Genomic DNA, 25,686 nt, shown 5'->3' with positions numbered 1-25,686 from the left:
TTTTCCTTGGGTAAACCGATTTTTCCCAAATCGCGATGGTCCATGCCCTCTTTCAACAGAGGGAGTTTTCCATGAACCTGATCAATGCCCCCCGCGCCATGTGCGGCTCCGTTCGCGCCGAAACTGATCCCAATCAGCTGCTGCTCAGTCTCCGTGACACTGTGCAGGGTTTCCAGGCCCGTTACGATAATCGCGTCAACGCAATGGAGGGCGCGGTGGAGCGGTTGCTGGATCGTTCTGAGGCCCAGGTGCTCGGCTCCCCCAATGGCGATGATGGCGGGTTTTTCGGCACCAGCTGGGGCAGCCAGGTAGCAAGCAATGATGAGGTGCGCGCATTTGCCAGCCAGGCAGGGCGCGGCAAGGTATCGGTGCCCCTGGGCCCCCAGGCCATGATCACCTCTGTGGACAGCGGCGGTGGCTCATTCATCACTCCTGATCGCGCTACCCCTGTCACCACTGCGCGGCGCACCCTTCGCGTTCGCAGCCTGCTTGGCCAAGGCCGCACTCGCAGCAACACCATCGACTATGTGCGCCAGACTGCCCGCAACAATGGCGCGGCGATGGTGGCAGAGGGCGCGCTCAAGCCTGAGAGCACCTTCGCTTTTGAGCTTAAGCAGACCGCTGTGCGCACCATGGCGCACTGGACGTTGGCCAGTCGCCAGGTGCTGGATGATGCTGAGCAGCTGCGCACCATCATTGATGGTGAAATGCGCTATGGCCTGGCCCTGGTAGAAGAGCAGCAGCTGCTGCTGGGTGATGGCGTTGGCCAGAACCTCCTGGGCCTCATTCCACAGGCCACCGCCTATGATGCCGCAGTGACCCCTGCGGGTGCTAGCAAGTTTGATGTGCTGCTGATGGCCATTCGCCAAGCTGAGCTGGCTGATCTGCCCGCAACTGGCGTGATCGTGAATGCTGGCGACTGGATGGCTCTGCAGACGCTTAAGGATGGCCAGGGCCGCTACATTGGCACTGGACCGTTCGGCCAGGCACAGCCGCAGGCCTGGGGCCTTCCGGTGGCCCCGTCCAACTCCATGCCTGCTGGCAAATTCCTGGTGGGTGCCTTCGCCACTGCTGCCACGGTCTATGATCGCATGGAGCCTGTGGTGCTGCTCTCCACTGAGGATGCAGACAATTTCCGCCGCAACCTTGTCACCATCCTGGCTGAGGAACGCCTGGGCCTGGCTGTGCGCCGCCCTGAGGCCCTCATTTACGGTGACTACAGCGCAGCTGAGGGCTGATGGATGGCAGGCCATTCACAGCCTTGGGCCCGCACCAGTGAATAGGCTCACGGCCCTCATCAGGGGCGGTGTCCCTGGGGCCGTGAGCATGGTGCCCATCATGGATGGAGAGCAGATGAAAATTCGGATCACCCGCGCAAATGGCAGCTTCTTGGAGGGCGATGAGCCCACGGTGGAAGCTGACTATGGAAAGGCCTTGATTGAGAATGGGCTGGCTGAGGAAATCAAGGCTCAGCCCAAGCCAAAATCAAAGGCCAAGAGCTGACCTAAGCAGTTTCAGGGCGGTCACAGGCTCCATATGTCCCGCCCTGATTGGGGCCAGCTATGCTTGGCGCTGGCTGGCCCCTTACTTTGCCTGCTGCTGAGCCTTGCGCTTATTGAGCTGGATCACCTGCTGGCGAAGCGCCCAGAGGGCTGCTTTTGCATCGCCTAGCGTCTTGTCGAAATAGGCGATGGAGAGCCCCTGGGCCACTCTGTGGGGCTTTTCGCCTCCCTTAACCTCAAACCGCATCAGCATCTCATTGACATAGACCATGGGGCCATGAGCGACATTGTTGCGCTCCTGGAGCACCTTCGCGCACTGATTGAGAGTGCTGATCAGCTTGGTGTCCACCTCACTTGGGCAATCATCAGATTTGGCCAGGCGCTTTATGGCGGTGATCATTTTCGATGTGTCGAGGTCGTGACCCAGGTAAGTGAAAATTGCAGGGTTCAGGCCCACGATGTGAGCAAATAGTTCAGCCAGCTGCTGCTGGATCAGGGCACATGTGAGGATGATATCGCCTGCCCTGGTTCGAACCTCCACAGGCACATGATCAATCTCGGTCATGTCTGGGGCCAGTCGAATGCTTCCCACAAGTCACCTCCAGCTCAGTAGCACCAGCAAATGCTCGCCTTGGGGAAACCCGTCCGGTGCTTCCCCGGTGCTTCCCCAGCAGATTTCTGGGAAGCACAAAATTAGGAGGTAGGTCTAACCTCCTGATTTTGTTGAGAGAGTGGTGAGCCCTGCTGGGTTCGAACCAGCGACCTACTGATTAAAAGTCAGTTGCTCTACCGACTGAGCTAAGGGCCCCACCGCCGGTTCCACTAGGCAGCGGTTGGCTTCGGGTCAAGCGGGCATGCAACTGGCGCAGCGTCAGTTCAGAGCCCGGAACCTTCCAACTCGGGGCTATGGCGCTTAACGGGCCGGTCACAAAAGCGCGGTGGGCAAATTCGGGGTGTGGTATGATGAGACCGGGTTCGGCCCCGCGTTCCCTCCAGACGCCGCCGCTCCACAATACGACATCGAGATCGAGCGTTCGCGCCTGCCATCGCATCCCCCGCCGATGGCGTGCGAAGTTGCGTTCTATTTGCTGCAGCAGGGCGAGCATGGCGGGTGGATCGTGAGGGGCGGCGAGATGCCAGCCGCCGTTGGCGTAGATGCGGCGGGATGGGCCGATCGGGCGGCTCGCCTTGACGGGAGCCGTGGCGAGGACATGAACGCCCGCCTTCCGCACCGCTTCCTCGGCCGCGATCAGTATCTGGCGCGGCCCGCCATGATTGGCATGGCGCATGTTCGATCCAGTCGCGACGAGATATTCCTGCATCGGCCCTCCTCGTCCGCAGACCGCGCCGCGCTCAGATATCCTCGCAGATGCGGCCGTATAATTGTGGCCTGCGATCGCGAAAGAAGCCCATGCCGGCTCGGTGTTTCGCCGCGCGGGCAAGGTCGAGTGTTGCGACCAGTGCGCCGGATTCGCCTTCCGCATATCCTTCCACAATGTCACCCCATTCATCGGTGATGAAGCTGTGGCCATAGAAGCTCTGCTGCGCGCCTTCCGGTCCCTCTGCCCCGATGCGGTTGGCGGCGATCACGGGCATGCAGTTCGACACGGCATGGCCCTGCATCGCCCGCTTCCAAAGCCGGCTGGTGTCGAAATCGGCGTCATAGGGTTCGGACCCGATGGCGGTGGGATAGAACAGCAGCTCCGCCCCTTGCAGCGCCATCACCCGCGCGCATTCCGGGTACCATTGGTCCCAGCATATGCCGACACCGATGCGGGTGCCTGCGACATCCCACACCTTGAAGCCGTCATTGCCGGGGCGGAAATAGTACTTTTCCTCATAGCCCGGTCCGTCGGGAATGTGGCTCTTGCGATAGGTTCCCATGATCTCGCCATCAGCCCCGACCATCGCCATCGTGTTGTAGTAATGGTGTCCGTCGCGTTCGAAGAAGCTGGTGGGGATCGCCACCTTCAGCGATCTCGCCAGCTTCTGCATGGCAAGGACGGAGGGATGTTCGGCGGTCGGATGGGCCAGCGCGAACAGCGCCTCGTCCTCCACCCGGCAGAAATAACCGCCGGCGAACAGTTCGGGCGGCAACACGATCTGCGCACCGCGAGCCGCCGCATCGGCCACGAGGTCCGACACGGCGGCGATGTTGTCCTGCATATCCCCAACGCCGAGCTGCAATTGCAGCGCGGCGACCGTCACTTGCGTCACTGAATGTCCCTATCGTTTGCGGAAGAGCAGCGTCATGCGGTCGCTTTCGCCAACCGAACGGCGCGCTTCGTTGTCGCCGCGCATGGCAGGCGGGAGCTCCCACACACCGCCTTCGTAATCGGCGGTGTCGCGCGGATTGGCGTTGACCTCGCTCGTGCCGACAAGCTGGAAGCCATGCGCTTCAATCAGCCCGATCACGTCCTGCTGGCGGAGATAACCATTGTTGCCCGAGGTGTAATCACCCGTTGCCCAGGGCTTGGCGCGGTGCTGCACAATGCCCAGCATGCCGTCATCGGCCAGCAGGTTGCGGATCCGCGTCAGTTCCGAATGCAGCACCCCCGAACGATACAGATTGTGCATTTCGCGAAAGATCAGAACCCGGTCGACTTCGCCCTGATACGGCTCCAGCTCAGCCGCACCCGTGGCGGCCACCATGTTGGGCGCGCCGGTCAGGTTCCATTTGCCGACATTATCGGTGTAATCCTTCGGCAGGCCCGCGAAGTAGTTGCCGAAGCGTTCGTTGTCCGCTGCGGCGGGATCGGGGGTGAGGCCGATGTAGCGGCCGTTGGCACCCAGGTAGGGCACCAGCACCCGCGTGTACCAGCCGCCTGCAGGCATGTAATCGACCACGGTCATGCCGGGTTCGACACCGAAGAAGGCGAGCGTCTCGCCCGGGTTGCGGAAGGTATCGCGCGCCCGGTCGTCGGCGCGGCGCGCATCGGCCAGCGCCGCCTGCATCGCCTGATGGTTTTCCGCCGAGATCGTGGCGGAAGCCATGTGGTGATCGGCATGGGCCGGTGCGGCCATTGCGAGTGCCAGCCCGGTGCTTGCGGCGAGTGCGAGAATATGACGCATCGAAATCTCCCTGTTCTGTCGTGTGCGCTACATTAGGGCGCTGCCAGCCCATGACAAGCGGCGATGGGCTTCCTATCTCGGCCTGCGAAGAACAGGAGAATGAAGAACATGGCAAAAGAACAGGCCATCATCGCCGGCGGGTGCTTCTGGTGCACGGAAGCCGTCTTCAAGGATGTGATCGGCGTTAGCGAAGTGGAAAGCGGCTATATCGGCGGCGACACGGCGGACCCGACCTACAAGCAGGTCTGCAGCGGCACGACCGGCCATGCCGAGGCGATCCGCGTCACCTTCGACACCGATACGATCTCGCTGGCTGAAATCCTCGACGTGTTCCTTGGCACCCATGACCCGACGCAGCTGAACCGGCAGGGCAACGATGTGGGCACGCAATACCGGTCCGCCATCTTCCCTCTTGATGCGGATCAGCGCGCTGAAGCCGAAGCCGCCATCGCCCGCGCCAATGAAGCGCATGACGGCAAGGTCGTGACCACGATCGAGGAACCGACCAACTGGTATCCCGCCGAGGATTACCACCAGGATTACTGGGACGGCGAAGGCAAGGCGAACCCCTATTGCCTCGCCACGATCCCGCCGAAATTGATGAAACTGCGCAAGAGCTTCCAGAACAAGGTCCGGGCCGAAGCCTGATCGCTTCAAGCCCTTGGCCTTGAACGCAAGATGACCGAGGCGCCGGAATTCTCAAGCGATTCCGGCGCCTTGTTGTCTCACTTGCTGGTCCGACTGCTCGGCTAGCTGCCGGAAATTGTGCGCCGATGCGCCGCTCTGCCGCAGAAACTCACCGATTTTTACCTTGCGACGGGCACTCTTCAGCGAAATAGACGTTCAGCAATTCTAATTTGGATTGGGATGTCGATTCTCAGATGAGCCATGACATGCGCGACGACGAGGGCCTGGAAAGTTCCAATCAGGCCTATCTTCGCGAAAGCAACGAGCTGTCCGAGAGCTTCCAGAAATCCGCCAGGAAGCGGTTTTCCGGAGCAAGCGGCCTACTGTTCGAACAGGCCATGGCGCAGACCCGCATGGCGGTCTGCCTTTCCGATCCGCGCCAGGAGGACGATCCTATCGTCTTCTGCAATCAGGCCTTCGAACGCCTGACCGGCTATGACGCGGCGGATATCGTCGGGCGCAACTGCCGGTTCCTGCAGGGTCCGCGTACCGACCCGGAGCAGGTCCAGCGCATTCGCAACGCGATCGCGGCGGAAGAAGTCGCGGTGGTCGAGATGTTGAATTACCGCAAGGACGGTTCGACTTTCTGGAACGCGCTGCACCTTGGCCCCATCTATGATGACGAAGGCAATCTGCGCTATTTTTTCGGCAGCCAGTGGGATGTGACCGACATTCACCTCGCCCGGTCGGAGGAACGCCACGCCAAGGCGATGGCGCGCGAGGTGTCGCACCGACTGAAGAACGTCTTCGCCGTGATCGGCGGCATCGTGAACATTACCGGACGGTCGCTGAATGTGCGCGAGGCGGCGCAGAGCATCAATTCGCGCATCCAGGCGCTTGGCCGCGCCTATGAGCCGACGCTCGACGACGCTTTCATGGGCACGATCGAGATCGGTCAGGCCATTCGCAGCGTGCTGAAACCCTACGATCCGGCAGGTGACCGCATCACTCTGGAGGGCGGCGAGGTCCGTTCGGAACCCAACGCTGTCTCCACCATCGGCCTCACCCTCCATGAACTGGCGACCAATGCGCTGAAATATGGTGCGTTGTCGGTGCCGCAAGGCGAGGTATTCATTGCCTGGAAACAGGACCATGATGCGGAGGGGCAACGCATTCTGAACATCGACTGGAAGGAAACGGGCGGTCCGAAGCCGCCTGAGAATCCCGAATGTTCGGGCACGGGCCTCAGCATCGCGGACACCTTGCTGTCCTATTCGCGGGGCAGGCTGGAACGGGCGTGGGAGCCTGACGGGCTGCGCGCGACGATGACTTTGCCGCTATCCGCATGATGAAGACCGACCCCGCCATGACCTGCGTACTCGTGCTCGAGGATGAGCCCTTCATCGCCATGGATCTGGGCTTTGCTTTCGAGGACGTTTCTGTCCGCGCCCTGATCGCGGCGACATGCGCCGAGGCGCGGCAATATCTCGCCGACGAACAGATCGACGCCGCGCTGCTCGACGTGAACCTCGGCGCAGGCGCGACCTGCGAACCGATTGCGGCGGAGCTGGAAGAACGCGGGTTGCCGTTCATCCTGCACACTGGCGACCTCGACCGGGTCGGCGAATTCCTGCGCCGGATCGATGCTCCGGTGATCTCGAAACCGGCTTGCGCCAATGATGTCGCGGCCCAGTTGCTCGATCTGATCGACAAGCCCGCCGCCTGACGGTGAGATCGGTATTCAGCGCCGCCAGCGGGCGATGAAGAAACCGTCCAGCCCGCCTGCATCCGCCAACATGCCGGGGTCCGTGCGCAGGTAACCTTCCGGCGTGGGTGCAAGGCCTTCAGGCAGTTCGTCCTGTGTGATCGGGACCGGGGCCAGTTCGACCTTCTTCGCCTGCGCCTCGCCCTCCTCACGCTCCAGCGAGCAAACCGCGTAGACGAGCGTGCCGCCTGCGGGCAGCCATTCGGTCGCCCTTGCCAGCAGCCCTGCCTGCAATTCGGCGAGTTCGGCAATCTGCCGTTCTCCGATGCGGTGGATGACATCGGGGTGACGGCGGCAAGTTCCGGTCGCACTGCATGGCGCGTCCAGCAGGATGGCATTGAACTGCTTGGCCGGTTCCCACGCCATGGCGTTGCCGGTGATGATCTCCGCCGTCAGGCCAGTGCGCTGAAGATTACCGCGCAGCAATTCCAGACGCTTCTCGCTGCTGTCGAGCGCGGTGACGGACCATCCGGCGGCGGCGAGTTGCAGGCTCTTGCCGCCCGGCGCGGCGCAGAGATCCAGCACGCGCTTCGCTTCGCCGTTTGCGCCCTTGCCCGGCCCGAGCAGCCGCACCGGCAGGCTGGCAGCCAGGTCCTGCACCCACCATGCGCCCTTTTCGAAACCGGGCAGCTGTTCGACGGGTACGCCGCGCGGCAGGCGAACATGGCCGGGCGCAAGGCTGGTACCGCCGAGTTCATTAGCCCAGTGCTCGGTTTCGCCAATGTCCCGAAGCGAAAGATCGAGCGGCGGCGGGATGGCGAGGCCGGCGGCGATGGCGGCGCTCCGCTCGCCCCAGCGTGCCGCCACATTGGCGGGCAGCGTCGGCGCTTCGGGCAGGAAACTGCCGCGCTTCACCAGCGTGGAGAACACCCCATGCGCCAGACGACGCGGCCCGCCGGTCAGCAGCGGCAGACCCGTCGCAATCACCGCATGGGGCGGCGTGTCGAGGCGCAGCCATTGTGCCAGCATGATCCGCAGCGCCACGCGGGGCTTCGCATCTTCGGGCAGATTGCGCTGTGTCGCGCTGTCGATCATCGCATCGAGATCTACCAGCCAGCGCAGCACCTCGCTGGCGATGGCACGGGCCAGCGCGCGGTCGGCGAAGGAGTGGATGCCCTTGGTCGCTGCGCGCTCGGCAAGGTCCAGGGTTTCGCCCCGGCGCAGCACGGCATCGAGCATCCGCATGGCAGCGCGGCGGGCGGGTAATCCTGAAATATCGACCATGCGCCCGTCCTTAGAACCATCGCGGGCAAGCGTCGATGCGAAAACACGCATTTGCAAATCGGGCGGGCGGACCCCATGTCAGACGCATGACCCAGCGTGCGACACAACGGCCCGACAATTTCGAGAAGCCCGCTCACTGGAGCGACACGCCTCCGCCCAAGCCGAAGCCGCCGGAAGAAAATCCCGACGATCCGCAGGGCCTGTCACCGACCCGCTATGGCGACTGGGTTAAGGACGGGATTGCCATAGATTTCTGAGGCTTCCGCTTACTTCAGCGGCGTGAGCGTCACCTTCAGCCCGTCCTTCGGCTTCGGGATCGGCCAGGCCTGCCACTCCGGCGCGTAGCCCTCCGCCGTTTCAATGCGGTAACGCTGCAGTAGATGCGTCAGCAGCACCTTCACCTGCATATAGGCGAAATGCAGGCCCAGGCACATATGCGCGCCCCCGCCGAACGGAACCCAGGCATATTTATGCCGCGCCTTCACCGCTTCGGCGGTAAAGCGCATCGGGTCGAAGCGGGTCGGCTCCTCCCAATGTTCTTCCATCATGTGCACGAAGGCCGCGTTGATGCCGACCGCGGTACCTGCCGGAATCGTGTAGCCGCAATATTCGAACGATTTCAGCGCCCGGCGCGGCGTCGAGGGCACGGGCGGGATCATCCGCAGGCTCTCCTTGAAAGCCATCTCCACCAGTTCGAGCTTGCCGAGATCCTCGTAAGCAAGATCGCGCGGCACGCCCTTCTCGTCCGGGCCGCCGGTGACCGCCATGATCTCCTCGCGCAATTTATCCTGCCATTCAGGGTTCTGCGCCAGCAGCCACACGAGCGATGTGGCGGAAGAAGTGATGGTGTCATGCGCCGCCATCATCAGGAAGTTCATGTGGTCGACCACCTGATCCACCGGCAGCAGCGATCCATCCTCGCGCGTGGCAACGGCGAACTGGCTGAACATGTCCTGCCCGTCTGCATTCCCATCACCGGCGGCTGCCCGGCGCCGCAGCGTTTCGGCGGTGAAATAATCGACCAGGAACTCGCGCCCCTTCACTCCCCTGCGCATCTGCGTAAAGGGCAGCGGCTTGCGGATCGGCGCGATCGAGGCCTGCACCATGTCGACGAAAGCGGTGTTGATCCGGTCCGCTTCCGGACCGAAGGGCAGGCCGATGAAGCTGTCGGCGGCAAGGTCGAGCGTCAGCTGCTTGATGGCGGGGTAGAACTTCATTGTCCCGCCCCAGTCGCCCACCTGCGCCGCGATTCCGCTATTGAGCGCGCCAGCGTAATGGCGCATCGGTTCGGGCTTGAAGGCGATGGAGAGCGCGCGGCGATCCATTCGGTGATGGTCGAAATCGATCAGCATCAGCCCGCGCGGGAACAGCTTGTCGAGCACCGGACCCCAACCCTGTTCGGAGGAAAAAACCTTGTTCCGATCGAACAGCACCAGTTCGTTCGCTTCCGCGCCCAACAAAGCGACGTTCCAGCGGCCGAAGCTGCGCACCTTGTAGACCTTGCCATATTTGGCATGCATGCGCCGGGTGAAGCCATGCGGATCGGCAAGCTGGGTAAAGGTATGGCCGACCAGCGGCGCACCCGCTTCGCCCGGAATGTGATCGAGCGCCTGTTCCGGCAGTTTCTGCGACCAATGTTCGAACTGCCGTGCTGGTGCAGGCTGCGGCGACTGGGAATGGGCGGGTAGCGTGGCCATGGAATGCTCCTTACTTACCGCAGTGTAAGTAAGTTCCGGCGCTAAATCCAGCCCGACAATTCACGGCGCATCAAGGCCTCCAGCATCTCCATTCCGCTGGGCGAGGTATTAAGGCAGACCAGTGCGGCGAGCTGTTCGCCGCCTGCTTCGGTGAACTGCTCCCGCCCCCTGATCGCGAGTTCCTCCAGCGTTTCGAGGCAATCGGCGGAAAAGCCGGGCGCGGCGATGGCGATGCGCCTGGTGCCCTTCTTCGCCTCGGCCTCCAGCACGGCGTCGGTAGCGGGTTCCAGCCATTTTGCCGGGCCAAAGCGCGACTGGAAGCTGGTTTCGATCCGCAGGCCGGGCCAGCGCTTTTCGGCCTGCAGCCTTTCCGTCAGCAGCCGAGCCGTCTTGCGGCAGTGGCAATGATAGGGGTCGCCCAATTCCAGTGTGCGCTGCGGCATGCCGTGGAAAGACAGCAGCAGCAATTCGGGGCTGAAATCCAGCGCCTCGATCTGTTGCCCCAGATCCTGTGCCAGCGCGTCGATATAGGCGGGATCGTCATAGTATGGCGGCAGGGTGCGCAGCGCCGGTTGCCAGCGCAGCTTTCGCAACGTGTCCGCTGCCTTGTCCACCACCGTGGCCGTGGTCGCGCCGCTATATTGCGGATAGAGCGGCGCCAGCAGAATACGGTCGCACCCCGCGTCCATCAGCTTGCGCAGGCGGCTGTCGATGGACGGATTGCCGTAGCGCATCGCGTAATCCACCTGGACGCCCTGCCCCAGCCGCTGCTGCAATTCGCGCGCCTGCCGCGCAGTGATGGCGGCAAGCGGCGAGCCTTCCTCGCTCCACACCTGGGCGTAGGCATGGGCCGATTTCTTCGGGCGCGTATTCAGGATGATGCCGCGCAGGATCGGCTGCCAGGCGATGGGCGGGATCTCGACCACGCGCCGGTCGGACAGGAATTCGGCCAGGTAGCGCTTCACCGACTTCGTATCCGGCGCATCCGGCGTGCCGAGATTTACCACGAGCAGTCCGATGTTCCCGCTTCTGACGGGCGGATGATCGGTGGGAAGCGATTGGGGCTGTCGTGTCATGTCACCTCCGATAGCAGGGGCAGGCGGCGATGGCGCACGCCGGTTGCGGAATATAGCGCGTTGGCGATTGCAGGCGCGGCGACGGCCACGCCCAATTCGCCGGGATCGGCAGGCGGCGCGTCGCTGGCGATGAAGTCGACGAGGATTTCGGGGCTTTGTGCAAGACGCGGCAGGGACAGCGACGCCAGCGTGCCCTGAACGGGCAAGCCGTTTTCATACCGCACCGCCGCACCCAAGGCCAGCGAGAGGCCGTAGATCAGCCCGCCCTCAACCTGCTGGCGAGCAATGTCGAGATTGACGATCCTGCCGATATCGACCGCCGCGACCATGCGGCTGACCTCGATCCCGCCTGCAGCGCGCCGCGCGGTGGCGATGCAGGCGATGCGGCCCGCGCTGCTCGTCAGCCCGTCGTCGCCCATGCGATGACAGGCCAGCCCTTGCCCGCTACGTCCCTCGCCGCCGCCCCATTCACCGAGGCGCGCCGCGCGTTGCAGACATTCGACCAGCCGCACATCATTGCCGAGCATGGCGATGCGATAGGACAGCGGCTCCCGCCCGCGCCGGTCGGCAATTTCGTCGATGAAGCTCTCGGTGAAGAAGCAGGTGTAGCCATGCGGACCGCCGCGCATCCGGTTGGTCGGCAGGCCGATCGCCACCGGCGCGTGATCGACCGCCACGGCAGGGATGGCGTAGGGCGGGATAGCACCGTCCACCGCCAGCGGGTCGGCCTGCAAGCCGAACAATCCTGTATCTTCTGCTGCCGCCTCGCTTGCACTTTCGCCCGAGAAGACGCGGCGGCCTGTCTCGCGCATCGTCGGCGGCATGGCGATGCGGCTGCGCAGCGCGGTGATCGTGCCGTCGGGGGCCACCCTGGCCGTCATCAGCGCGGCGGAGGGTGCGCGTGGCGGGCTGGCCAGCGTCTCCTGCCAGCGGGACCAGGTGAGTTGCACCGGGCGGCGCGTGGCACGGGCGATCAGCGCCGCTTCCACGGCATGGCCCGTTTGCAGCCGCGCATCGAAACTGCCGCCGGCGGGCATGGGATAGAGGATGACATCGCGCGAAGATATGCCGATTGCCCTGGCCGCAGCCTCGCGCGTCTGTTCGGGCACCTGACTCGAGACCCAAAGCTCCAGCCTGCCATCGGCCAGCCTCGCGGTTGCGCTCGCCGTTTCCAGCGGCACATGGAGCGCCGGCGCGACATCGTAACGCAAGGCGATGTCCGGTTCGGCGAAAGCGTCGCCTTCCACCAGTTCCAGCCCGCTGTCGGTGACCCGTTCCGCCACTCGCGTGGCCGAACCGCTACGCAGCGCCTCGTCCAGCGCAACTTCCACCGCTACGCTGTCGACGGGGTTGGCGACTGCGAAGACTGGCTGCATCGCATCGATGGCCCGTTCCGCCGCCCACCAGTTTTCCGCGACGGCGGCGAGCCAGTGCTGGCCGCGCACCACGCCGATCATCCCTGCAACGGTTGATGCGGCCCCTTCATCGAAGCGCAGCAATTCCGCCCCGCCCTGCGGGCCGTGCCGGATCGCGGCATGCACCATGCCGGGCAGGCGAACATCGCCCGCGAACAGGAACTGCCCGCTGACCTTGGCCGGCAGATCGAGTCGCGGGAAGTCGAGCGGAGCGCCTGCCGCGCCCGCGAATGGACGCTCCTGCATCGCTTCCGGGCGCAGCGGCGGCGGATCGGGCGGAACCAGCAGAGCCGCTTCCGCCGCCAGTTCCCCGAACGCCGCGCGCTGGTTCTGGTGGAGAACGAACCCATTTTCGACCCGGCATTCCTCCCAGGGGATGTCCCACCGCTCGGCAGCGGCCATGGCCAGCAAGGCGCGAGCCGTCGCGGCAGCTTCCCTCGCGGGCAGTTCATAGGCAGCCAGCGTCGTCCCGGCGGCCGTGGCGGTGAAGCTGCTGGCGCGGGCGTAGCGCTGCGCGATCAGATTGTCCGGCTCGCCCGCAAGACCGGGAAAGGCGGGCATCCACAAGGGCGCCCATTCGGCGGCAAGCGGAATATTGGCATAGGCACCGCTGGGCGGCACCGGTTCGGCGGCGACCTGCCGCCAATCGGCCCCGAGTTCTCCCGCGACGATCTGCGGCAAGATGGTGGTGACCCCCTGCCCCATCTCAAGCTGTGGAACCGCGACGGTCACGATGCCGTCGCGCGCAATCGTCAGCCAGGCACCGAAGGCCGTCTCGTCCGGGCCTGTCGGCAAGGGCGAGCCATATTCGCGCGGCATCAACCCCCAGGCGAGCAGCAGGCCCCCGCCCGCTGCCGCCCCGACCAGAACGCCGCGGCGGCTCAGCTTCATCGTCAGACGACCTTGTGCCGCGTCAGCCAGTCCGACAATTTCGCGGCGACATCGCGGAAGGCTTCCGCCTGCGGACCCTCGCCCGCAGCGGTAGGATTGCCAGCATCGCCGCCCTCGCGAATTTCCAACGCCAGCGGTATGCGGCCGAGGAAGGGCACCTGCATGCCTGCCGCCGCAGCCTCGACCCCGCCGCGCCCGAAGGGGTCGCTGACCTCATGGCAATGGGGGCATTCGTAGCCCGCCATATTCTCGACCAGACCCACCAGCGGAACGCCCGCGACCTCGAACAATTGCGCCGCGCGCTTCGCGTCCATCAGGGCAAGGTCCTGCGGCGTGGACACGATCACGGCACCTGCCGGGCGGAAGCGCTGCAGCATGGTCAGCTGCACATCGCCGGTGCCGGGCGGCAGATCGATCAGCAGCATCTCGGCATCACCCCAGTGCGCGTCGATCAGCTGGGCCATCGCCTTGCCGATCATCGGGCCGCGCCAGGCGATGGCACGGTCCGCCTCCACCAGATGGCCCATCGACAGCGCCGGTATTCCCGCAGCACCGGTGACCGGGATCAGCTTGGCGCCTTCGCTTTCGGGCCGTGCATCTTCGGTGGCGAAGATCTTGGGTATGGAGGGACCATAGATGTCGGCATCGACGACGCCGACACGGCGACCGGCTCGCTTCAGCGCCACGGCCAGATTGGCCGTCAGGGTTGACTTGCCCACGCCGCCCTTGCCCGATCCCACGGCAATGATCGGCGGCACGCCGGGCGGCGGCGGCTGGATGGTTGCGGAGCGCCTTTCGGCGGCCGGTGCGGGTGCATTCGCGGCGGGCGCATCGTGTTCCGGAGCGGCGCGGTCGGCGACCAGCGCCACGCGCGTTTCGGTAATACCTTCCATGCCGCGCAATGCTTCCTTCGCGGCGCGGTCCAGCGCCTGCCTCGCGCCTTCGTCCAGGCCATGCGCATCCACCACCAGGCTGACCGTTCCGCCGCTGATGCGGACGGCCTGCAGGCGATGGGCGATCGGGGCGGGAAGGCGGCTCTTGATTGCAGCTTCGTCCATGGCCCGCGTCCTAGCAGCAAATGCGTGCTCGCCACCCCTGTTTTTCACGACTGGCGAAAATCGTTTCCGGATTTCTCGATTGGACCTCCCGAACCCCTGTTTTTTGCCTCACCCGTACCTATAATGATGTCATGGACAGAATGGACGGGTTCACGAAACGGATCGCGCTGGCAATGGCTGGCAGGAAAAGCCCCTGGGGCAGTGGCGACAGCAATGGCGGCGGAGGCGACGAGCCTCGCGAGACGCCGGACACTGGCCCCTCCTCCGATGGCGAGCCACCGGCCAAGGGCCGCGTAGGCGGGCCGCGCAATCCCTGGCTTCCGCCAGGCGGCGGCAACGACACGGGCAAGCCCGGGCCGCGCCGCAGCGCCAGCATCGAAGACATCTTCAAGAACCGCGGGCCGGAAGGGCCGCGCCGTGCCGGTGGCGGCGGGGGCGGCAATTTCCGCCTGCCCGAACGCCGCGGCGGCAAGAGCTGGTTCCCCATCGGCATCGCGCTGATCGTCGGCGTGCTGCTGTTCGTCACCATGGTCCACCAGATCGCTCCACGCGAACAGGGCGTGGTCACCACTTTCGGCAAATATACCAATACGCTGAATTCCGGCCTGCATATCACGGCCCCCTGGCCGTTCCAGCAGGTCGAGGTGACGGACGTGACCTCTATCCGCAGCGAGAAGATACCCGAGGGTAACGAACAGAAATTGATCCTGACCGGCGACCAGAACCTCGTCGATCTCAGCTATGTCATCCGCTGGAACATCAAGGATCTGAAGCAATACATGTTCCAGCTGGCGGAACCTGAAGAGACGGTACGCGAAGTGGCCGAGGCCGCCATGCGTGCCTCCGTCGCCGAGCAGACTCTGGACGCCACATTCTCCGGTGCAGGCCGTGCCGAAATCGAACAGGGCGTACGCGCCCGGATGCAGGCTCTCCTCGACGCCTATCGCGCCGGCATCGCCGTGCAGGGTATCGAAATCGAACGGACCGATCCGCCCGAGCGCGTGGTCGAGGCGTTCAAGGACGTCTCCGCCGCACAGCAGGATGCCGATGCCGAACTGAACCGCGCCCGGGCTTATGCCCAGCAGGTTCTGGCCCAGGCCGAAGGTGACGCCGCATCATTCGACAAGATTTACGAGGAATACCGGATGGCGCCCGAAGTGACCCGCCGCCGCCTCTATTACGAAACCATGGAAAGCGTTTTGGCCAAGACCGACAAGACCATCGTGGAAACCGACGGCGTGCAGACCTATCTGCCGCTGCCCGAAGTGCAGCGCCGCCAGCGTGCGCCTGCCGCGAGCGCGGCCGCGGCACCCGCAACGGGGGACCAGTGACATGAACAGGATCCAGCGTATCTGGGAAGACCACAAGCTGGCGCTGATGGCGCTGGCGGTGCTGATCTTCGCCGCCCTTTCCAGCCTGATCGTGGTGCCGGAAAGCCAGCAGGCGGTCATTGTCCGGACCGGTGAGCCGGTGCGTGTCGTCAACCGGTTTCAGCCCAACGAGCCCTACGGTCAGACCGGCGCGGGCATCGTCTGGCGCATCCCGTTCCTCGAACGCGCGCAATATATCGACAAGCGCGTGCTCGACCTCGACATGGAGCGTCAGCAGGTGCTGTCGAACGACCAGCAGCGTCTGCAGGTCGATGCCTATGCCCGCTTCCGCATCATCGACCCGGTGAAGATGGTTCGCACCGCAGGCACCACGGAACAGGTGGTTATGCAGCTCGAACCCATTCTGACCTCGGTCCTGCGGCAGGAACTGGGCCGTCGTCCCTTCGCCTCGCTGCTGACTGCAGAGCGCGGCGATGCGATGGAGAACATCCGCAACACGCTCGACCGGCAGGCGCGGCAATATGGCGCGCAGATCATCGACGTGCGGATCAAGCGCGCCGATCTGCCCGACGGTCGCCCGCTGGAATCGGCCTTTACCCGCATGGAAACCGACCGTGAGGAAGAGGCCGCGACGATACGGGCGCAGGGACGCAAGAACGCGCAGATCATTCGCGCCGAAAGCGAGGCGACAGCCGCGAGCACCTATGCCGATGCCTATGGCAAGGACCCGGAATTCTACGATTTCTACCGCGCCATGGAAAGTTACCGTCGCACTTTCGAGAACGGCGATGCGCAAAGTTCCATCATATTGTCGCCGGACAATGAATATCTGCGCCAGTTCCGGGGACAGAGGTAAATTCACGGTTTGAACGGCGGGGCCATATGCCCGCCGCCGTTCAAACCGCATTCAAGCGGCGTGCCGCAATGTGGCGCAAACGGGAGCGCTTTCCAGCGCCCCGCCGAAGAACGCAGATAGAAGGAAGATAAAGGACGTGAAGCCTGTGCGATATGCTTATGGACTGACCTCCGCGCTGCTGGTCGGCGGCGCCGCCATCTCCCTCGTGACTGGCCAGCCGGCCGGTGCGCAGGTGGCCCGCAATGCGGACAACATGATCAACCGGACTGTTCCTGTCGATGGGGCGCCTGCGAGTTTCGCCGATCTGACGGAACAGCTGCAACCGGCCGTGGTCAACATCTCCACACGCCAGCGGGTCGAGGTTCAGCAGCAGCAAAACCCCTTTGCCGGAACACCTTTCGAAGGCCTGTTCGGCAGCCGCCGGGGCCAGGGTCAGCCGCAGCAACCCCAAACGCGCGAGGCGCAGTCGCTGGGTTCGGGCTTCATCATTTCCGCCGACGGGTTCGTGGTCACAAACAACCATGTCGTCAGCCCGACCGGGCGCGGCACGGTGGAAGAGATTACCGTCACCATGCCCGACGGCACGGAATATCCGGCGGAACTGGTCGGCAATGACGCCTCCAGCGACCTTGCGGTGCTGAAGATCCAGCGCGGGACACCGTTCCCCTTCGTCAATTTCGGCGATTCAAGCCAGGCGCGCGTGGGTGACTGGGTCATCGCCATCGGCAACCCCTTCGGGCTTGGCGGTACGGTGACTTCGGGCATCGTATCTGCCGTCTATCGCGCCACGAATTCCGGCGGTGCCTACGACCGTTATATTCAGACCGATGCCAGCATCAATCGCGGCAATTCGGGTGGCCCCCTGTTCGACATGCAGGGCAACGTGATCGGCATCAACAATGCCATCTTCTCGCCTTCTGGCGGCAGCGTGGGCATCGGCTTCGCCATTCCCGCCGAGATCGCCGCGCCGATCGTCGATCGTCTGGCGCAGGGTCTGGACATCGAACGCGGCTATCTGGGTGTTCGCATCCAGCCGGTCGATGACGATCTTGCCGCCTCGCTCGGCCTTCCGCGCAATCAGGGCGAACTGGTCCAGTCGGTTGAACCCGGCGCCGCTGCCGCCGATGCGGGAATCCGCGCCGGTGACATCGTCGTCAGCGTCAACGGGCAGGACGTCACGCCCGACCAGACGCTTTCCTATCTGGTGGCCAATATCGAGCCGGGAACGCGCGTGCCGATCGTGCTGCTGCGCGACGGCGAGCGCCGCCGGGTGACGGCGACAGTCGGTCGCCGCCCTAGCGACGAGGAACTGCGCGAGCAGCAGATGTTCGATCCCGATGCCGAGGAAGAAATGCCCGAAGGCGAGGACAGCGGCGTGATCGCCGAAGAACTCGGACTTCAGGTAATCGACCTCACGCCGCGTATAGCTCGGCAGCTTGGCGTCGATCCCGATCTGCAAGGTCTGGTTATCGGAGCGGTGAATCCCAACTCCGATGCGGGCCGCAAGGGTCTGCGCCGGGGCGACATCATCCTCTCGGCCAATTATAACGAGGTCGCTTCGATTGCCGATCTGGAAGCCATCGTTTCCGAAGCCGATCGGGCCAACCGTGATGCCGTTCTGCTGCGCATCCAGCGCCGCGGATCGCCAGCGCAATATGTGGCGGTGCGCCTGAACTGACGCGACGAAGCGATCGCTGAAAATGGAAAGGCCCCGCCGGTTTAACCGGCGGGGCCTTTTTCTTCGCCTGGTGTCATGCCCGCGCTCGGCTCGATCGCCCGCTGTCCGGCAACGCTAGTCCCGGGGATTTGCAGGGACGAGGATCGGCTGCGACCCCGGCCCACCGCCGCCGCCGCCGGGACCCGGCTGCGGCGGAAGCGGGAGCGGCGCTGGAGGCGGCGGCGGCGGGTTTTGCCGGTTACGGCCGCGGCCAAGCGCCCTGTCGAGGAAATCGTCGCTGACGGCCTGGTCCTGTTCGGGCACCCGGTCATCGGGGCTGAAGTCGCCTTCCTCACCTTCCATCGGGAATGGATTGCGGCCCGAACGGTCGCTGCGGCCCGGTTCGATCAGATTACCCTGCTCGTCGATGAAGTAATAATCTTCAGGATCGCCGAAGAAATATTCGTCATCGGGTTCCAGTTGCCATTCGGGCAATTGCAGTTCGGTCTGGAACTGGGTGATCGGGCGATCCTTGACCGCATAGCGCATGAAGGCGGCAAAGGCCTGCGCCGGTGCCCGCCCGCCCTGCAAGCCACCAACCGCCTTTGCATCGTCGCGGCCCATCCAGACACCGGTAGCGATGCCGCTTGAGAAGCCGAGGAACCAGCCATCCTTGTTGGCCGTGGTCGTGCCGGTCTTGCCCGCTACGGGGCGGCCGATCTGCGCCGCGCGGCCCGTGCCGGTGTTCACCGTCGTCTGCAGCAAGTCCGTGATGGCGGCAGCGACATAGGCCGGCACCAGCTGGACGGCGTCGTTTTCCTCGTGAGCGTAAAGCACCTCACCGTCGTCGGTAGTGACCTTCAGGATGCCATAGGGTTCGACCGAAGTGCCGCCCGCCGAAACCGAGGCGAAGGCGCGCGTCATATCGAGCAGGCGCACCTCCGAACTGCCGAGCACCATCGCCGGGTTCGTGGCGATGGGCGTGGTGATGCCGAAGCGGCGCGCCATCGATGCCACCGTGCCGAAACCGACCTCGTTCCCGAGCTGCGCGGCAACCGTGTTCTTGGAATAGGCGAAAGCCGTGCGCACGTCGATTTCGCCCGCATAACCACCGCCTGAATTGCGCGGGCTCCACCCTTCGATCGTGACCGGCGCGTCCACCACGCGGTCTTCGGGCGTGTAGCCCGCTTCCAGCGCGGCGAGATAGACGAACAGTTTCCACGCCGAACCTGGCTGGCGAAGCGCGCTGGTGGCGCGGTTGTAATTGCTGGAGACGTAATCCGTGCCGCCGACGAGGGCGAGCACCGCGCCGTCGTCGTCCATGCTGACCAGCGCGCCCTGCGTACCCGGCGGTGTATTGGCGGTGATCGCCGCCGCCGCTGCGCGCTGCATGCCGACATCCAGGGTCGTCCAGACTTCGATCGGGGCAAAAGTTTCGGGAAGCAATATGTCCAGCTGCGGCAGTACCCAATCGGTGAAGTACCGCGCGGAATTCTGGCTACGCTCTTCCTTCAGCTTCACCGTGGAAGGATCGACCGAGGCCTCGCTGCTGGAGATACGGCCCTGTTCGCGCATCAGGCGCAGCACGACATTCGCACGGCCCACGGCGGCGTCGACATCGGCGGTCGGGGAATAGCGGCTGGGCGCCTTGACCAGACCGGCAATGATGGCCGCCTCGGCCGTCGAAAGCTCGGTCGCGGGATGGCTGAAGAAGCGGCGGCTGGCCGAATCCACTCCGTATGCGCCGCCGCCGAAATAGACCTTGTTGAGGTAGAGTTCGAGGATCTCGTCCTTGGAGAACTTCGTCTCCAGCGCGACCGCCAGCACGGCCTCGCGGATCTTGCGGTCGAAGCTGCGATTGGAATTGAGGAAGATGTTGCGCGCCAGCTGCTGCGTGATGGTACTGGTGGCCGACACGCGGCGATCGTCGACAGCTGCGCTGTACACCGCTCGAACAAGCCCGATGGGGTCCACGCCGAAATGCGAATAGAACCGGCGGTCTTCCACCGAAATCATCGCGTCTTTCATGACTTGCGGGATCTCGCGGCGGTCGAGCCATTCGCCGTAGCTGGGGCCGAGTTCGACGATCTCCGTCCCGTCGCGCGCACGCACGATGATCGTCTGCGCATTCTGCGTGGCCTGCAATTGCGAATAGCCTGGCAGGTTCTGCGCCGTGTAGGCGACCGCAAGCGCGATGAACAAGACGCCGAGCAGGGCCAGCCCGGCGCCCCAGAAGAACAGGCCGCGGATCAGCCGCACGAAGAAGCCACGCCTCGGCGCGTTGTCGTCCATGTCACCGTCGCGCTGGCGAGAGCGCCGCCGGCTACCCCGTTTCGCCATTGAAATACATCACCCTTCCCGCAGGCCTTCTTACGTTCAGCCGGGTTCGCCTGCCCGTCCAAAACCCGCCAGCGGGCATGCATAGGCGACTTCTAACGCTGCGTGAACGGAAAAGGGCCGGCAGGACTGCGTGCAATCAATCTTCCGGTTCGAATTCCAGCGCGGCGCTGTTGATGCAATAGCGTAGGCCGTTGGGGCCGGGGCCATCGGGGAACACATGGCCGAGGTGGCTTTCGCAGGCCGAACAGAGCACTTCGGTGCGGGTCATGCCGTGCGAGACGTCGCTTTTTTCCTCGACCGCTTCGCCGGAAGCCGGGGCGCTGAAGCTGGGCCAGCCCGATCCGCTGTCATATTTGTCGCCGCTTTCGAACACGGCCTGGCCGCAAGCGGCGCAGTGATATTCGCCAGCCTGCTTGTTCTTGTCATATTTGCCGGTGAAGGCCCGTTCCGTGCCCGCTTCGCGCAGGACGTGATATTGTTCGGGCGTCAGCTTACGGCGCCATTCGGCTTCACTGAGTTCGACCTTGTTCGTCATGAAAATCTCCTGTTTCAGCAGGAGATATGGGACGCGGCCCGCCATTTTTCAAACGCGCACCGTCGGTGCGCGATGTCAGGCGTTCACATCGGCATAATGGCGCGGCGGCTGGATCACTTCCATGCGTTCGGACAGCAGCGGGCGGAAGCTGGGCCGGCTCTTGAACACCGAATACCAGCCACGCGTCTGTTCGTGCCCCTGCCAGTCGATGCCGCCGAGATAATCGGCGACAGAGATCTGCGCCGCGGCGGCAAGATCGGCGAGGCTCATCTGCGACCCGGCGAGCCAGGGGCGATTGTCGATGAGGTAATCGATATAATAGAGGTGGTCATGCGCCAGCTTCATGGCTTCGCGCAAGATACGCGAATCGGGCGGCTGGCGCAGGACGAGGCGCTTCTTCATGCGTTCGTACAGCAGCGGCGCAGTGACATCGCCGAAGAAGTTTTCGTCGAACAAGGCGACCAGCCGCCGGATTTCCGCGCGGGTGGCGGCGGTGCCGTTGATCATCGGCGCCTTGTCGACCGTCTCTTCGAAATATTCGCAGATTGCGCGGCTGTCGCACAGGATCAGCCCTTTTTCCGGATCGTGCAGCGCCGGTGTGCGCCCGGCAGGGTTCAGATCGCTGAACGCCTCGCTGCCATCCCATGGATTTTCGCGCCACAATTCATAGCCGATGCCCTTCTCGCTCATCAGCAGGCGGACCTTGCGGCTGAACGGGCAGAGCGGAAATTGATGAAGGCGCCACATGCGGCCATGTCATGCCGCAAATGGCCCGCGCCGTCCACAAGCCGCTGCCCGGATTAGCGAAATGCGCTTCGCCGTTCTGGCGAGGGTCAATCCTGCGGCGCGACGCCTTTCGCAGCTTCGCCAATTTGGCGGGCCAGATCGCGAAGCAGCGGGGTAATCTCCTGCGCGCCCTCCAGCGCCCCGGCGACTGCGCCCATCATGCGCGGCAGATTTGCGGCGAGTTCCGCGGGCACCCTGTCGGCATCAGGGCCTGCCAAGTTTCGCAGCGTCATGTCGGGATCGATCGCGGCGGCATCTTCACCCGCCATCCTTGCGGCGGCATCGGCCAAGGGTGCCAGCGGCAGGTCTAGCAATACTTCGCCGAGCACGGCGACGCTGCTCGACAGGGTCTGCTGCAAGGCGGGATCGTTCAGTCTCTCGGCCAGTTCGCCGCTCCTGGCCATCGCATCGAGGTCAGCAGCGCCGGTATCCGGAAGCACGATCACAGGCGCATCGGCGATCTGCGCATGAGCGGCAGAGGCGCCGAGGGGCGCGGAAATGCAGGCGGCGGCAATCAGGAATTTGCGCATGATGATCCTTTCCCGTTTGTCGGGTAGCTGGCGCGTATTATCGCGCTTGCCCCTGACCTTCATGTGAATGGTGGGTTCAGATTCCGGACGCATCCAGAAGCAGCAGGCACGAAGGCATGATCTCCGCCCGCAAATCTGGCTCCGCCAGTTCCTGTGCCTCGGCGGCGAGGACTGAGGCGACTCCGGCACGATCCAGCCCGGTGTCGTCCATCACCCGCGCGGCGCTGCGCACGAAGAATTCGCGGCCCCGCTCAGCCAGCGGCGGGTAGTCGCCCGTCGCTTCCCCCTGCTGCTGCAGATTGGCGGTGATCGCGAACGCGGCAGCGCAGCGCAGGGCCGTGCGATGCTCGAGCGTCAGCGCACCCGGCGCTGCTTCTGCCGCAGGCGCTCCTGTCTGTGCCGAGGCAGAAGTCGTTCCCGCCAGCGCAAGGGCGCAAGCGAGAGCGAGGGTGATGCGGTTTGCCGGTTTTCTCATGTCTGCCTTCTAATTCGCCCAAGCTGAACCCAAGCATGCCACGGCTCATGCTCGCGGCGCTTGAATGACGATGCGAATACCGGCATCGCATGGCAAACGGATCCAACGCAAGAAATGGGGCGATGCATGACCTATCCCGACCTTCACATGATCATCGGCGGCGAAAAAGTCGCTGTTGGCGACCGCCGGACGCATACAGTCGTCAATCCCGCCACGGGCGAGGATATCGGCCAGCTTCCTCTCGCCAGTGCGGACGATCTCGACAAGGCGCTGGCCAAGGCGGACGAAGGGTTCCGCATCTGGCGGGCCGAGGCCCCTGAAAAGCGCGCCGCTGTCCTGACCAGGGCCGCGGGCCTGATCCGCGAACGTGCGGGCGACATGGCGGCAGTGCTCACGGCAGAACAGGGCAAGCCGCTGGGCGAGGCCAAGGGTGAGGCGATCTATTCCGCCATGCTGCTCGAATTCTACGCCGGTGAATGCAAGCGCATCTATGGCCGTACGCTGGTCCGCCCCGCCGGCAGCCATGCCGAAGTGCGCTATGAACCGGTCGGCCCCATCGCCGCCTTCGCGCCCTGGAACTTCCCCATCATCAACGTCGCCCGCAAGGTCGGCGGGCCGATCGCGGCGGGCTGTTCCGTCATCGTCAAACCGGCCGAGGAAACGCCCGCTTCGGGCATCATGTTGGTGCAATGCCTGCTGGATGCGGGCCTGCCGCCCGAGGTCTGCCAGATCGTCTTCGGCGTGCCCGACGAAGTGAGCCGCCACCTGCTCGGCAGCCCGATCATCCGCAAGCTCAGCTTCACCGGATCAACCGCGGTCGGCAAGCACCTGATGAAGCTTGCCGCCGAGGGCATGAAGCGCACGACCATGGAACTGGGCGGCCACGGGCCGGTGCTGGTGTTCGAAGACAGCGATGTCGACATCGTGCTGGACACGATGGTCGCCGCCAAGTTCCGCAATGCCGGGCAGGTCTGCGTCAGCCCCACCCGCTTCATCGTGGAGCAGGGCATCTATGACAATTTCCGCGACGGCTTCGTCGAACGGGCGAAGAAGATCGCTGTCGGCAATGGCACGGACAAGGACACGCGCATGGGCCCGATGGCCAATGCCCGCCGCCCCGACACGATCGAACAGATGGTCGCCGACGCGGTAGACAAGGGCGCGAAGCTGCTGACCGGCGGCGAGCGCATCGGCAATCAGGGCTTCTTCTATGCGCCCACGGTGCTCGCCGACGTGCCGCAGGATGCCGAGATCATGAACGAGGAGCCTTTCGGCCCCGTCGCGCTGATCAATTCCTATGCCGGTGAGGCGGAGATGATCGCCGAAGCGAATCGCCTGCCCTATGGCCTTGCCGCCTATGCCTGGACCAAGGACGCCGCGCGCCAACGGCGGCTGGCGGACGAGCTGGAAGCCGGCATGGTCGCGATCAACGGTGCCAATGTCAGCGCCGTGGACGCTCCGTTCGGCGGCGTGAAATGGTCGGGCCACGGCAGCGAAGACGGTGCGGAAGGCGTTCTCGCCTGCATGGTGCTGAAGAGCGTCCACCAGAGCTGATCGCAACCGCGAAAACACGACAACAACCAAGGAGAGACGAATGTTCAGCCATGTCATGCTGGGGGCCGACGATATCGACGCCTCGAAGAAGTTCTACGACGCCACTTTCGCCGCATTGGGCGGGCCGCAGGGCAGCGTCGATCCCAAGGGCCGCGTAATTTACATCCACGAAGGCGGCATCTTCCTGCTGACCAAGCCGATCAACGGCGAACCCGCAAGCTGCGGCAATGGTTCGACCATCGGCTTTTCCGCCAAGACGTCCGAACAGGCCGATGCGTGGCACAAGGCTGGCCTCGAAAACGGCGGCACGGCCATCGAAGATCCGCCGGGCATTCGCGAAGGTGCGGGCATGAAGCTGTATCTCGCCTATCTGCGCGATCCCGCCGGTAACAAGGTCTGCGCGATGCACCGGCCGGGCTGACAGGCATGCATTCTGCCAGCATCAGCTTTGATTCGCAGAACCGGGCGCATGGCGGCACGCAATATGTGTGCAGCCATGCCTCCCGCGAGACGGGAACGGAGATGACCTTTTCCGTCTTCGTTCCGCCGCATGACACAGGCGCGAAACTGCCGGTGCTGTATTATCTGTCCGGCCTCACCTGCACCCATGCCAATGTGACGGAGAAGGGCGAATATCGCGCCGCCTGCGCCGAAGCGGGCATCATCTTCGTCGCGCCCGACACCTCGCCGCGCGGGCCGGACGTGCCCGATGCGGAAGACGAGTATGATTTCGGCAAAGGCGCGGGGTTCTATGTCGACGCGACGCGCGAACCTTATACGACCAACTACCGAATGCGGTCCTATATCGAGGATGAATTGCCGGAAGTGACCGCAAGCGCATTTCCCGCCGACATGGCGCGGCAGTCGATCATGGGCCACTCCATGGGCGGACACGGCGCGCTGACCATCGGCTTGCGCAATGCGGAGCGGTACCGTTCCATCAGCGCGTTCTCACCCATCGTCGCGCCGACGCAGGCGCCCTGGGGCGAGAAGGCTTTCTCCCGCTATCTGGGCGAGGATCGCAGCGGCTGGCAACAATATGACGCCGTGTCGCTGATCGATGGCGGAGCGCGGCACGACCACATTCTGGTGGACCAGGGCACGGCCGACGATTTCCTCAAGGAAGAGTTGAAGACCGGATTGCTGGCGCTGGCGGCGAAGAAGGCCGGTATGGACGCGACCATCCGCATGCAGGAAGGCTACGACCATTCCTATTTCTTCATCTCGACCTTCATGGCGGACCATATCCGCTGGCATGCCGAACGGCTGACGGGCTGAACGCCCCGCCAGCGGAT

General features: G+C 64.2%; 26 protein-coding genes and 1 tRNA gene. 12 read left to right on the top strand and 15 right to left on the bottom strand.

Annotation, left to right across the window (positions count from 1 at the left end; all coding sequences use genetic code 11):
- The first annotated feature begins 71 nt into the window (after positions 1 to 71).
- A complete protein-coding gene (locus G7A66_RS13315; protein WP_174296159.1) occupies positions 72 to 1,238 on the top strand; it encodes a phage major capsid protein in 1,167 nt (388 codons plus the stop codon).
- Between the two features lie 88 nt (positions 1,239 to 1,326).
- Positions 1,327 to 1,503 carry a hypothetical protein gene (locus G7A66_RS13310; RefSeq protein WP_206675227.1) on the top strand — a complete coding sequence of 59 codons (177 nt, stop codon included), beginning with the start codon at positions 1,327 to 1,329 and terminating at the stop codon, positions 1,501 to 1,503.
- An 81-nt stretch (positions 1,504 to 1,584) separates the two neighbouring features.
- On the opposite strand, the gene G7A66_RS13305 is transcribed toward G7A66_RS13310, so the two are convergent.
- The 5 genes from G7A66_RS13305 to G7A66_RS13285 all read right to left on the bottom strand — a co-directional run bounded on the left by G7A66_RS13305 (position 1,585) and on the right by G7A66_RS13285 (position 4,574).
- Positions 1,585 to 2,067, bottom strand: a complete 483-nt coding sequence (locus G7A66_RS13305; protein WP_174296157.1) for a hypothetical protein — start codon at positions 2,065 to 2,067, stop codon at positions 1,585 to 1,587.
- A 167-nt stretch (positions 2,068 to 2,234) separates the two neighbouring features.
- Positions 2,235 to 2,310: transfer RNA gene (locus G7A66_RS13300), tRNA-Lys, on the bottom strand.
- Positions 2,273 to 2,791, bottom strand: a complete 519-nt coding sequence (folK, locus tag G7A66_RS13295) for a 2-amino-4-hydroxy-6-hydroxymethyldihydropteridine diphosphokinase (RefSeq protein ID WP_232366912.1) — start codon at positions 2,789 to 2,791, stop codon at positions 2,273 to 2,275. Before folK ends, G7A66_RS13300 begins: the two co-directional genes overlap by 38 nt.
- Positions 2,792 to 2,855: 64 nt before the next feature.
- On the bottom strand, positions 2,856 to 3,719 hold the full coding sequence (gene aguB, locus G7A66_RS13290; protein ID WP_174296156.1) for an N-carbamoylputrescine amidase: 864 nt from the start codon (positions 3,717 to 3,719) through the stop codon (positions 2,856 to 2,858).
- 9 nt (positions 3,720 to 3,728) lie between these two features.
- On the bottom strand, positions 3,729 to 4,574 hold the full coding sequence (locus tag G7A66_RS13285) for a class I SAM-dependent methyltransferase (protein ID WP_174296155.1): 846 nt from the start codon (positions 4,572 to 4,574) through the stop codon (positions 3,729 to 3,731).
- Positions 4,575 to 4,682: 108 nt separating this feature from the next.
- On the opposite strand from G7A66_RS13285, the gene msrA reads away from it, so the two are divergent.
- From msrA to G7A66_RS13270, 3 genes are all read left to right on the top strand, one after another.
- A complete protein-coding gene (gene msrA / locus G7A66_RS13280) occupies positions 4,683 to 5,222 on the top strand; it encodes a peptide-methionine (S)-S-oxide reductase MsrA (protein ID WP_174296154.1) in 540 nt (179 codons plus the stop codon).
- 233 nt (positions 5,223 to 5,455) lie between these two features.
- Positions 5,456 to 6,550: a PAS domain-containing protein gene (locus G7A66_RS13275; protein WP_232366898.1), complete on the top strand. Its 1,095-nt coding sequence runs from the start codon at positions 5,456 to 5,458 to the stop codon at positions 6,548 to 6,550.
- A complete protein-coding gene (locus G7A66_RS13270; protein WP_174296153.1) occupies positions 6,547 to 6,927 on the top strand; it encodes a response regulator in 381 nt (126 codons plus the stop codon). Before G7A66_RS13275 ends, G7A66_RS13270 begins: the two co-directional genes overlap by 4 nt.
- A 15-nt stretch (positions 6,928 to 6,942) precedes the next feature.
- Here the strand turns inward: G7A66_RS13270 and G7A66_RS13265 are convergent, their stop codons facing one another.
- Entirely contained in the window at positions 6,943 to 8,190 is a 1,248-nt protein-coding gene (locus G7A66_RS13265; protein WP_174296152.1) for an RsmB/NOP family class I SAM-dependent RNA methyltransferase, read from the bottom strand.
- Between the two features lie 86 nt (positions 8,191 to 8,276).
- On the opposite strand from G7A66_RS13265, the gene G7A66_RS13260 reads away from it, so the two are divergent.
- Positions 8,277 to 8,447 carry a DUF1674 domain-containing protein gene (locus tag G7A66_RS13260; RefSeq protein ID WP_174296151.1) on the top strand — a complete coding sequence of 57 codons (171 nt, stop codon included), beginning with the start codon at positions 8,277 to 8,279 and terminating at the stop codon, positions 8,445 to 8,447.
- Between the two features lie 9 nt (positions 8,448 to 8,456).
- On the opposite strand, the gene G7A66_RS13255 is transcribed toward G7A66_RS13260, so the two are convergent.
- The 4 genes from G7A66_RS13255 to G7A66_RS13240 are packed head-to-tail and all read right to left on the bottom strand — an operon-like array spanning position 8,457 to position 14,327.
- Positions 8,457 to 9,887 carry a cytochrome P450 gene (locus G7A66_RS13255; RefSeq protein WP_174296150.1) on the bottom strand — a complete coding sequence of 477 codons (1,431 nt, stop codon included), beginning with the start codon at positions 9,885 to 9,887 and terminating at the stop codon, positions 8,457 to 8,459.
- Between the two features lie 41 nt (positions 9,888 to 9,928).
- Entirely contained in the window at positions 9,929 to 10,963 is a 1,035-nt protein-coding gene (hemH, locus tag G7A66_RS13250; RefSeq protein WP_174296149.1) for a ferrochelatase, read from the bottom strand.
- A complete protein-coding gene (locus tag G7A66_RS13245) occupies positions 10,960 to 13,269 on the bottom strand; it encodes a xanthine dehydrogenase family protein molybdopterin-binding subunit (RefSeq protein WP_174296148.1) in 2,310 nt (769 codons plus the stop codon). Before G7A66_RS13245 ends, hemH begins: the two co-directional genes overlap by 4 nt.
- Before the next feature lie 2 nt (positions 13,270 to 13,271).
- A complete protein-coding gene (locus G7A66_RS13240) occupies positions 13,272 to 14,327 on the bottom strand; it encodes an Mrp/NBP35 family ATP-binding protein (RefSeq protein ID WP_174296147.1) in 1,056 nt (351 codons plus the stop codon).
- A gap of 131 nt (positions 14,328 to 14,458) precedes the next feature.
- Between G7A66_RS13240 and hflK the strand changes: the two genes are divergently transcribed.
- The 3 genes from hflK (at position 14,459) to G7A66_RS13225 (ending at position 18,192) form a co-directional block, all read left to right on the top strand.
- Positions 14,459 to 15,658 carry a protease modulator HflK gene (gene hflK / locus G7A66_RS13235; RefSeq protein WP_232366897.1) on the top strand — a complete coding sequence of 400 codons (1,200 nt, stop codon included), beginning with the start codon at positions 14,459 to 14,461 and terminating at the stop codon, positions 15,656 to 15,658.
- Between the two features lie 10 nt (positions 15,659 to 15,668).
- A complete protein-coding gene (gene hflC / locus G7A66_RS13230) occupies positions 15,669 to 16,514 on the top strand; it encodes a protease modulator HflC (RefSeq protein WP_170003172.1) in 846 nt (281 codons plus the stop codon).
- Between the two features lie 136 nt (positions 16,515 to 16,650).
- Positions 16,651 to 18,192 (top strand): Do family serine endopeptidase, encoded by a 1,542-nt coding sequence (locus G7A66_RS13225; RefSeq protein ID WP_332310563.1) that lies wholly within the window; start codon positions 16,651 to 16,653, stop codon positions 18,190 to 18,192.
- Positions 18,193 to 18,306: 114 nt separating this feature from the next.
- Here G7A66_RS13225 and G7A66_RS13220 read toward each other — a convergent pair whose 3' ends face one another.
- The 5 genes from G7A66_RS13220 to G7A66_RS13200 form a co-directional block, all read right to left on the bottom strand.
- Positions 18,307 to 20,463: a transglycosylase domain-containing protein gene (locus tag G7A66_RS13220; protein WP_232366896.1), complete on the bottom strand. Its 2,157-nt coding sequence runs from the start codon at positions 20,461 to 20,463 to the stop codon at positions 18,307 to 18,309.
- A 184-nt stretch (positions 20,464 to 20,647) separates the two neighbouring features.
- A complete protein-coding gene (gene msrB, locus G7A66_RS13215; protein WP_174296145.1) occupies positions 20,648 to 21,046 on the bottom strand; it encodes a peptide-methionine (R)-S-oxide reductase MsrB in 399 nt (132 codons plus the stop codon).
- Between the two features lie 75 nt (positions 21,047 to 21,121).
- Positions 21,122 to 21,793: a glutathione S-transferase family protein gene (locus G7A66_RS13210; protein ID WP_174296144.1), complete on the bottom strand. Its 672-nt coding sequence runs from the start codon at positions 21,791 to 21,793 to the stop codon at positions 21,122 to 21,124.
- Positions 21,794 to 21,879: 86 nt separating this feature from the next.
- On the bottom strand, positions 21,880 to 22,425 hold the full coding sequence (locus G7A66_RS13205) for a hypothetical protein (protein ID WP_206675225.1): 546 nt from the start codon (positions 22,423 to 22,425) through the stop codon (positions 21,880 to 21,882).
- 13 nt (positions 22,426 to 22,438) lie between these two features.
- Positions 22,439 to 22,837: a hypothetical protein gene (locus G7A66_RS13200; protein WP_232366895.1), complete on the bottom strand. Its 399-nt coding sequence runs from the start codon at positions 22,835 to 22,837 to the stop codon at positions 22,439 to 22,441.
- 126 nt (positions 22,838 to 22,963) lie between these two features.
- Between G7A66_RS13200 and G7A66_RS13195 the strand changes: the two genes are divergently transcribed.
- The 3 genes from G7A66_RS13195 to fghA are packed head-to-tail and all read left to right on the top strand — an operon-like array spanning position 22,964 to position 25,669.
- Entirely contained in the window at positions 22,964 to 24,391 is a 1,428-nt protein-coding gene (locus G7A66_RS13195; protein ID WP_174296142.1) for an NAD-dependent succinate-semialdehyde dehydrogenase, read from the top strand.
- 40 nt (positions 24,392 to 24,431) lie between these two features.
- Positions 24,432 to 24,812, top strand: coding sequence for a VOC family protein (locus G7A66_RS13190; protein WP_174296141.1), 381 nt, complete (start codon positions 24,432 to 24,434; stop codon positions 24,810 to 24,812).
- Positions 24,813 to 24,817: 5 nt separating this feature from the next.
- Positions 24,818 to 25,669: an S-formylglutathione hydrolase gene (gene fghA / locus G7A66_RS13185; protein ID WP_174296140.1), complete on the top strand. Its 852-nt coding sequence runs from the start codon at positions 24,818 to 24,820 to the stop codon at positions 25,667 to 25,669.
- Positions 25,670 to 25,686 lie beyond the last annotated feature (17 nt).

It is taken from the genome of Alteripontixanthobacter muriae (assembly GCF_013336795.1).
In the GTDB taxonomy this organism is placed as follows: domain Bacteria; phylum Pseudomonadota; class Alphaproteobacteria; order Sphingomonadales; family Sphingomonadaceae; genus Pseudopontixanthobacter; species Pseudopontixanthobacter muriae.
This window is presented reverse-complemented; position numbering and strand designations above follow the sequence as displayed.

What these genes read in the sequence shown, in the direction of transcription:
- G7A66_RS13310 (WP_206675227.1), top strand. Translation starts at nt 1,327, where the DNA reads ATGGTGCCCATCATGGATGGAGAGCAGATGAAAATTCGGATCACCCGC.
- hemH (WP_174296149.1), bottom strand. Translation starts at nt 10,963, where the DNA reads ATGACACGACAGCCCCAATCGCTTCCCACCGATCATCCGCCCGTCAGA.
- G7A66_RS13285 (WP_174296155.1), bottom strand. Translation starts at nt 4,574, where the DNA reads ATGCGTCATATTCTCGCACTCGCCGCAAGCACCGGGCTGGCACTCGCA.
- G7A66_RS13305 (WP_174296157.1), bottom strand. Translation starts at nt 2,067, where the DNA reads ATGACCGAGATTGATCATGTGCCTGTGGAGGTTCGAACCAGGGCAGGC.
- hflK (WP_232366897.1), top strand. Translation starts at nt 14,459, where the DNA reads ATGGACAGAATGGACGGGTTCACGAAACGGATCGCGCTGGCAATGGCT.
- G7A66_RS13205 (WP_206675225.1), bottom strand. Translation starts at nt 22,425, where the DNA reads ATGAAGGTCAGGGGCAAGCGCGATAATACGCGCCAGCTACCCGACAAA.
- msrB (WP_174296145.1), bottom strand. Translation starts at nt 21,046, where the DNA reads ATGACGAACAAGGTCGAACTCAGTGAAGCCGAATGGCGCCGTAAGCTG.
- G7A66_RS13190 (WP_174296141.1), top strand. Translation starts at nt 24,432, where the DNA reads ATGTTCAGCCATGTCATGCTGGGGGCCGACGATATCGACGCCTCGAAG.
- G7A66_RS13210 (WP_174296144.1), bottom strand. Translation starts at nt 21,793, where the DNA reads ATGTGGCGCCTTCATCAATTTCCGCTCTGCCCGTTCAGCCGCAAGGTC.
- G7A66_RS13220 (WP_232366896.1), bottom strand. Translation starts at nt 20,463, where the DNA reads ATGGACGACAACGCGCCGAGGCGTGGCTTCTTCGTGCGGCTGATCCGC.
- G7A66_RS13265 (WP_174296152.1), bottom strand. Translation starts at nt 8,190, where the DNA reads ATGGTCGATATTTCAGGATTACCCGCCCGCCGCGCTGCCATGCGGATG.
- G7A66_RS13275 (WP_232366898.1), top strand. Translation starts at nt 5,456, where the DNA reads ATGAGCCATGACATGCGCGACGACGAGGGCCTGGAAAGTTCCAATCAG.
- G7A66_RS13195 (WP_174296142.1), top strand. Translation starts at nt 22,964, where the DNA reads ATGACCTATCCCGACCTTCACATGATCATCGGCGGCGAAAAAGTCGCT.
- G7A66_RS13315 (WP_174296159.1), top strand. Translation starts at nt 72, where the DNA reads ATGAACCTGATCAATGCCCCCCGCGCCATGTGCGGCTCCGTTCGCGCC.
- G7A66_RS13240 (WP_174296147.1), bottom strand. Translation starts at nt 14,327, where the DNA reads ATGGACGAAGCTGCAATCAAGAGCCGCCTTCCCGCCCCGATCGCCCAT.
- folK (WP_232366912.1), bottom strand. Translation starts at nt 2,791, where the DNA reads ATGCGCCATGCCAATCATGGCGGGCCGCGCCAGATACTGATCGCGGCC.
- G7A66_RS13200 (WP_232366895.1), bottom strand. Translation starts at nt 22,837, where the DNA reads ATGAGAAAACCGGCAAACCGCATCACCCTCGCTCTCGCTTGCGCCCTT.
- G7A66_RS13270 (WP_174296153.1), top strand. Translation starts at nt 6,547, where the DNA reads ATGATGAAGACCGACCCCGCCATGACCTGCGTACTCGTGCTCGAGGAT.
- fghA (WP_174296140.1), top strand. Translation starts at nt 24,818, where the DNA reads ATGCATTCTGCCAGCATCAGCTTTGATTCGCAGAACCGGGCGCATGGC.
- msrA (WP_174296154.1), top strand. Translation starts at nt 4,683, where the DNA reads ATGGCAAAAGAACAGGCCATCATCGCCGGCGGGTGCTTCTGGTGCACG.
- G7A66_RS13260 (WP_174296151.1), top strand. Translation starts at nt 8,277, where the DNA reads ATGACCCAGCGTGCGACACAACGGCCCGACAATTTCGAGAAGCCCGCT.
- G7A66_RS13255 (WP_174296150.1), bottom strand. Translation starts at nt 9,887, where the DNA reads ATGGCCACGCTACCCGCCCATTCCCAGTCGCCGCAGCCTGCACCAGCA.
- G7A66_RS13245 (WP_174296148.1), bottom strand. Translation starts at nt 13,269, where the DNA reads ATGAAGCTGAGCCGCCGCGGCGTTCTGGTCGGGGCGGCAGCGGGCGGG.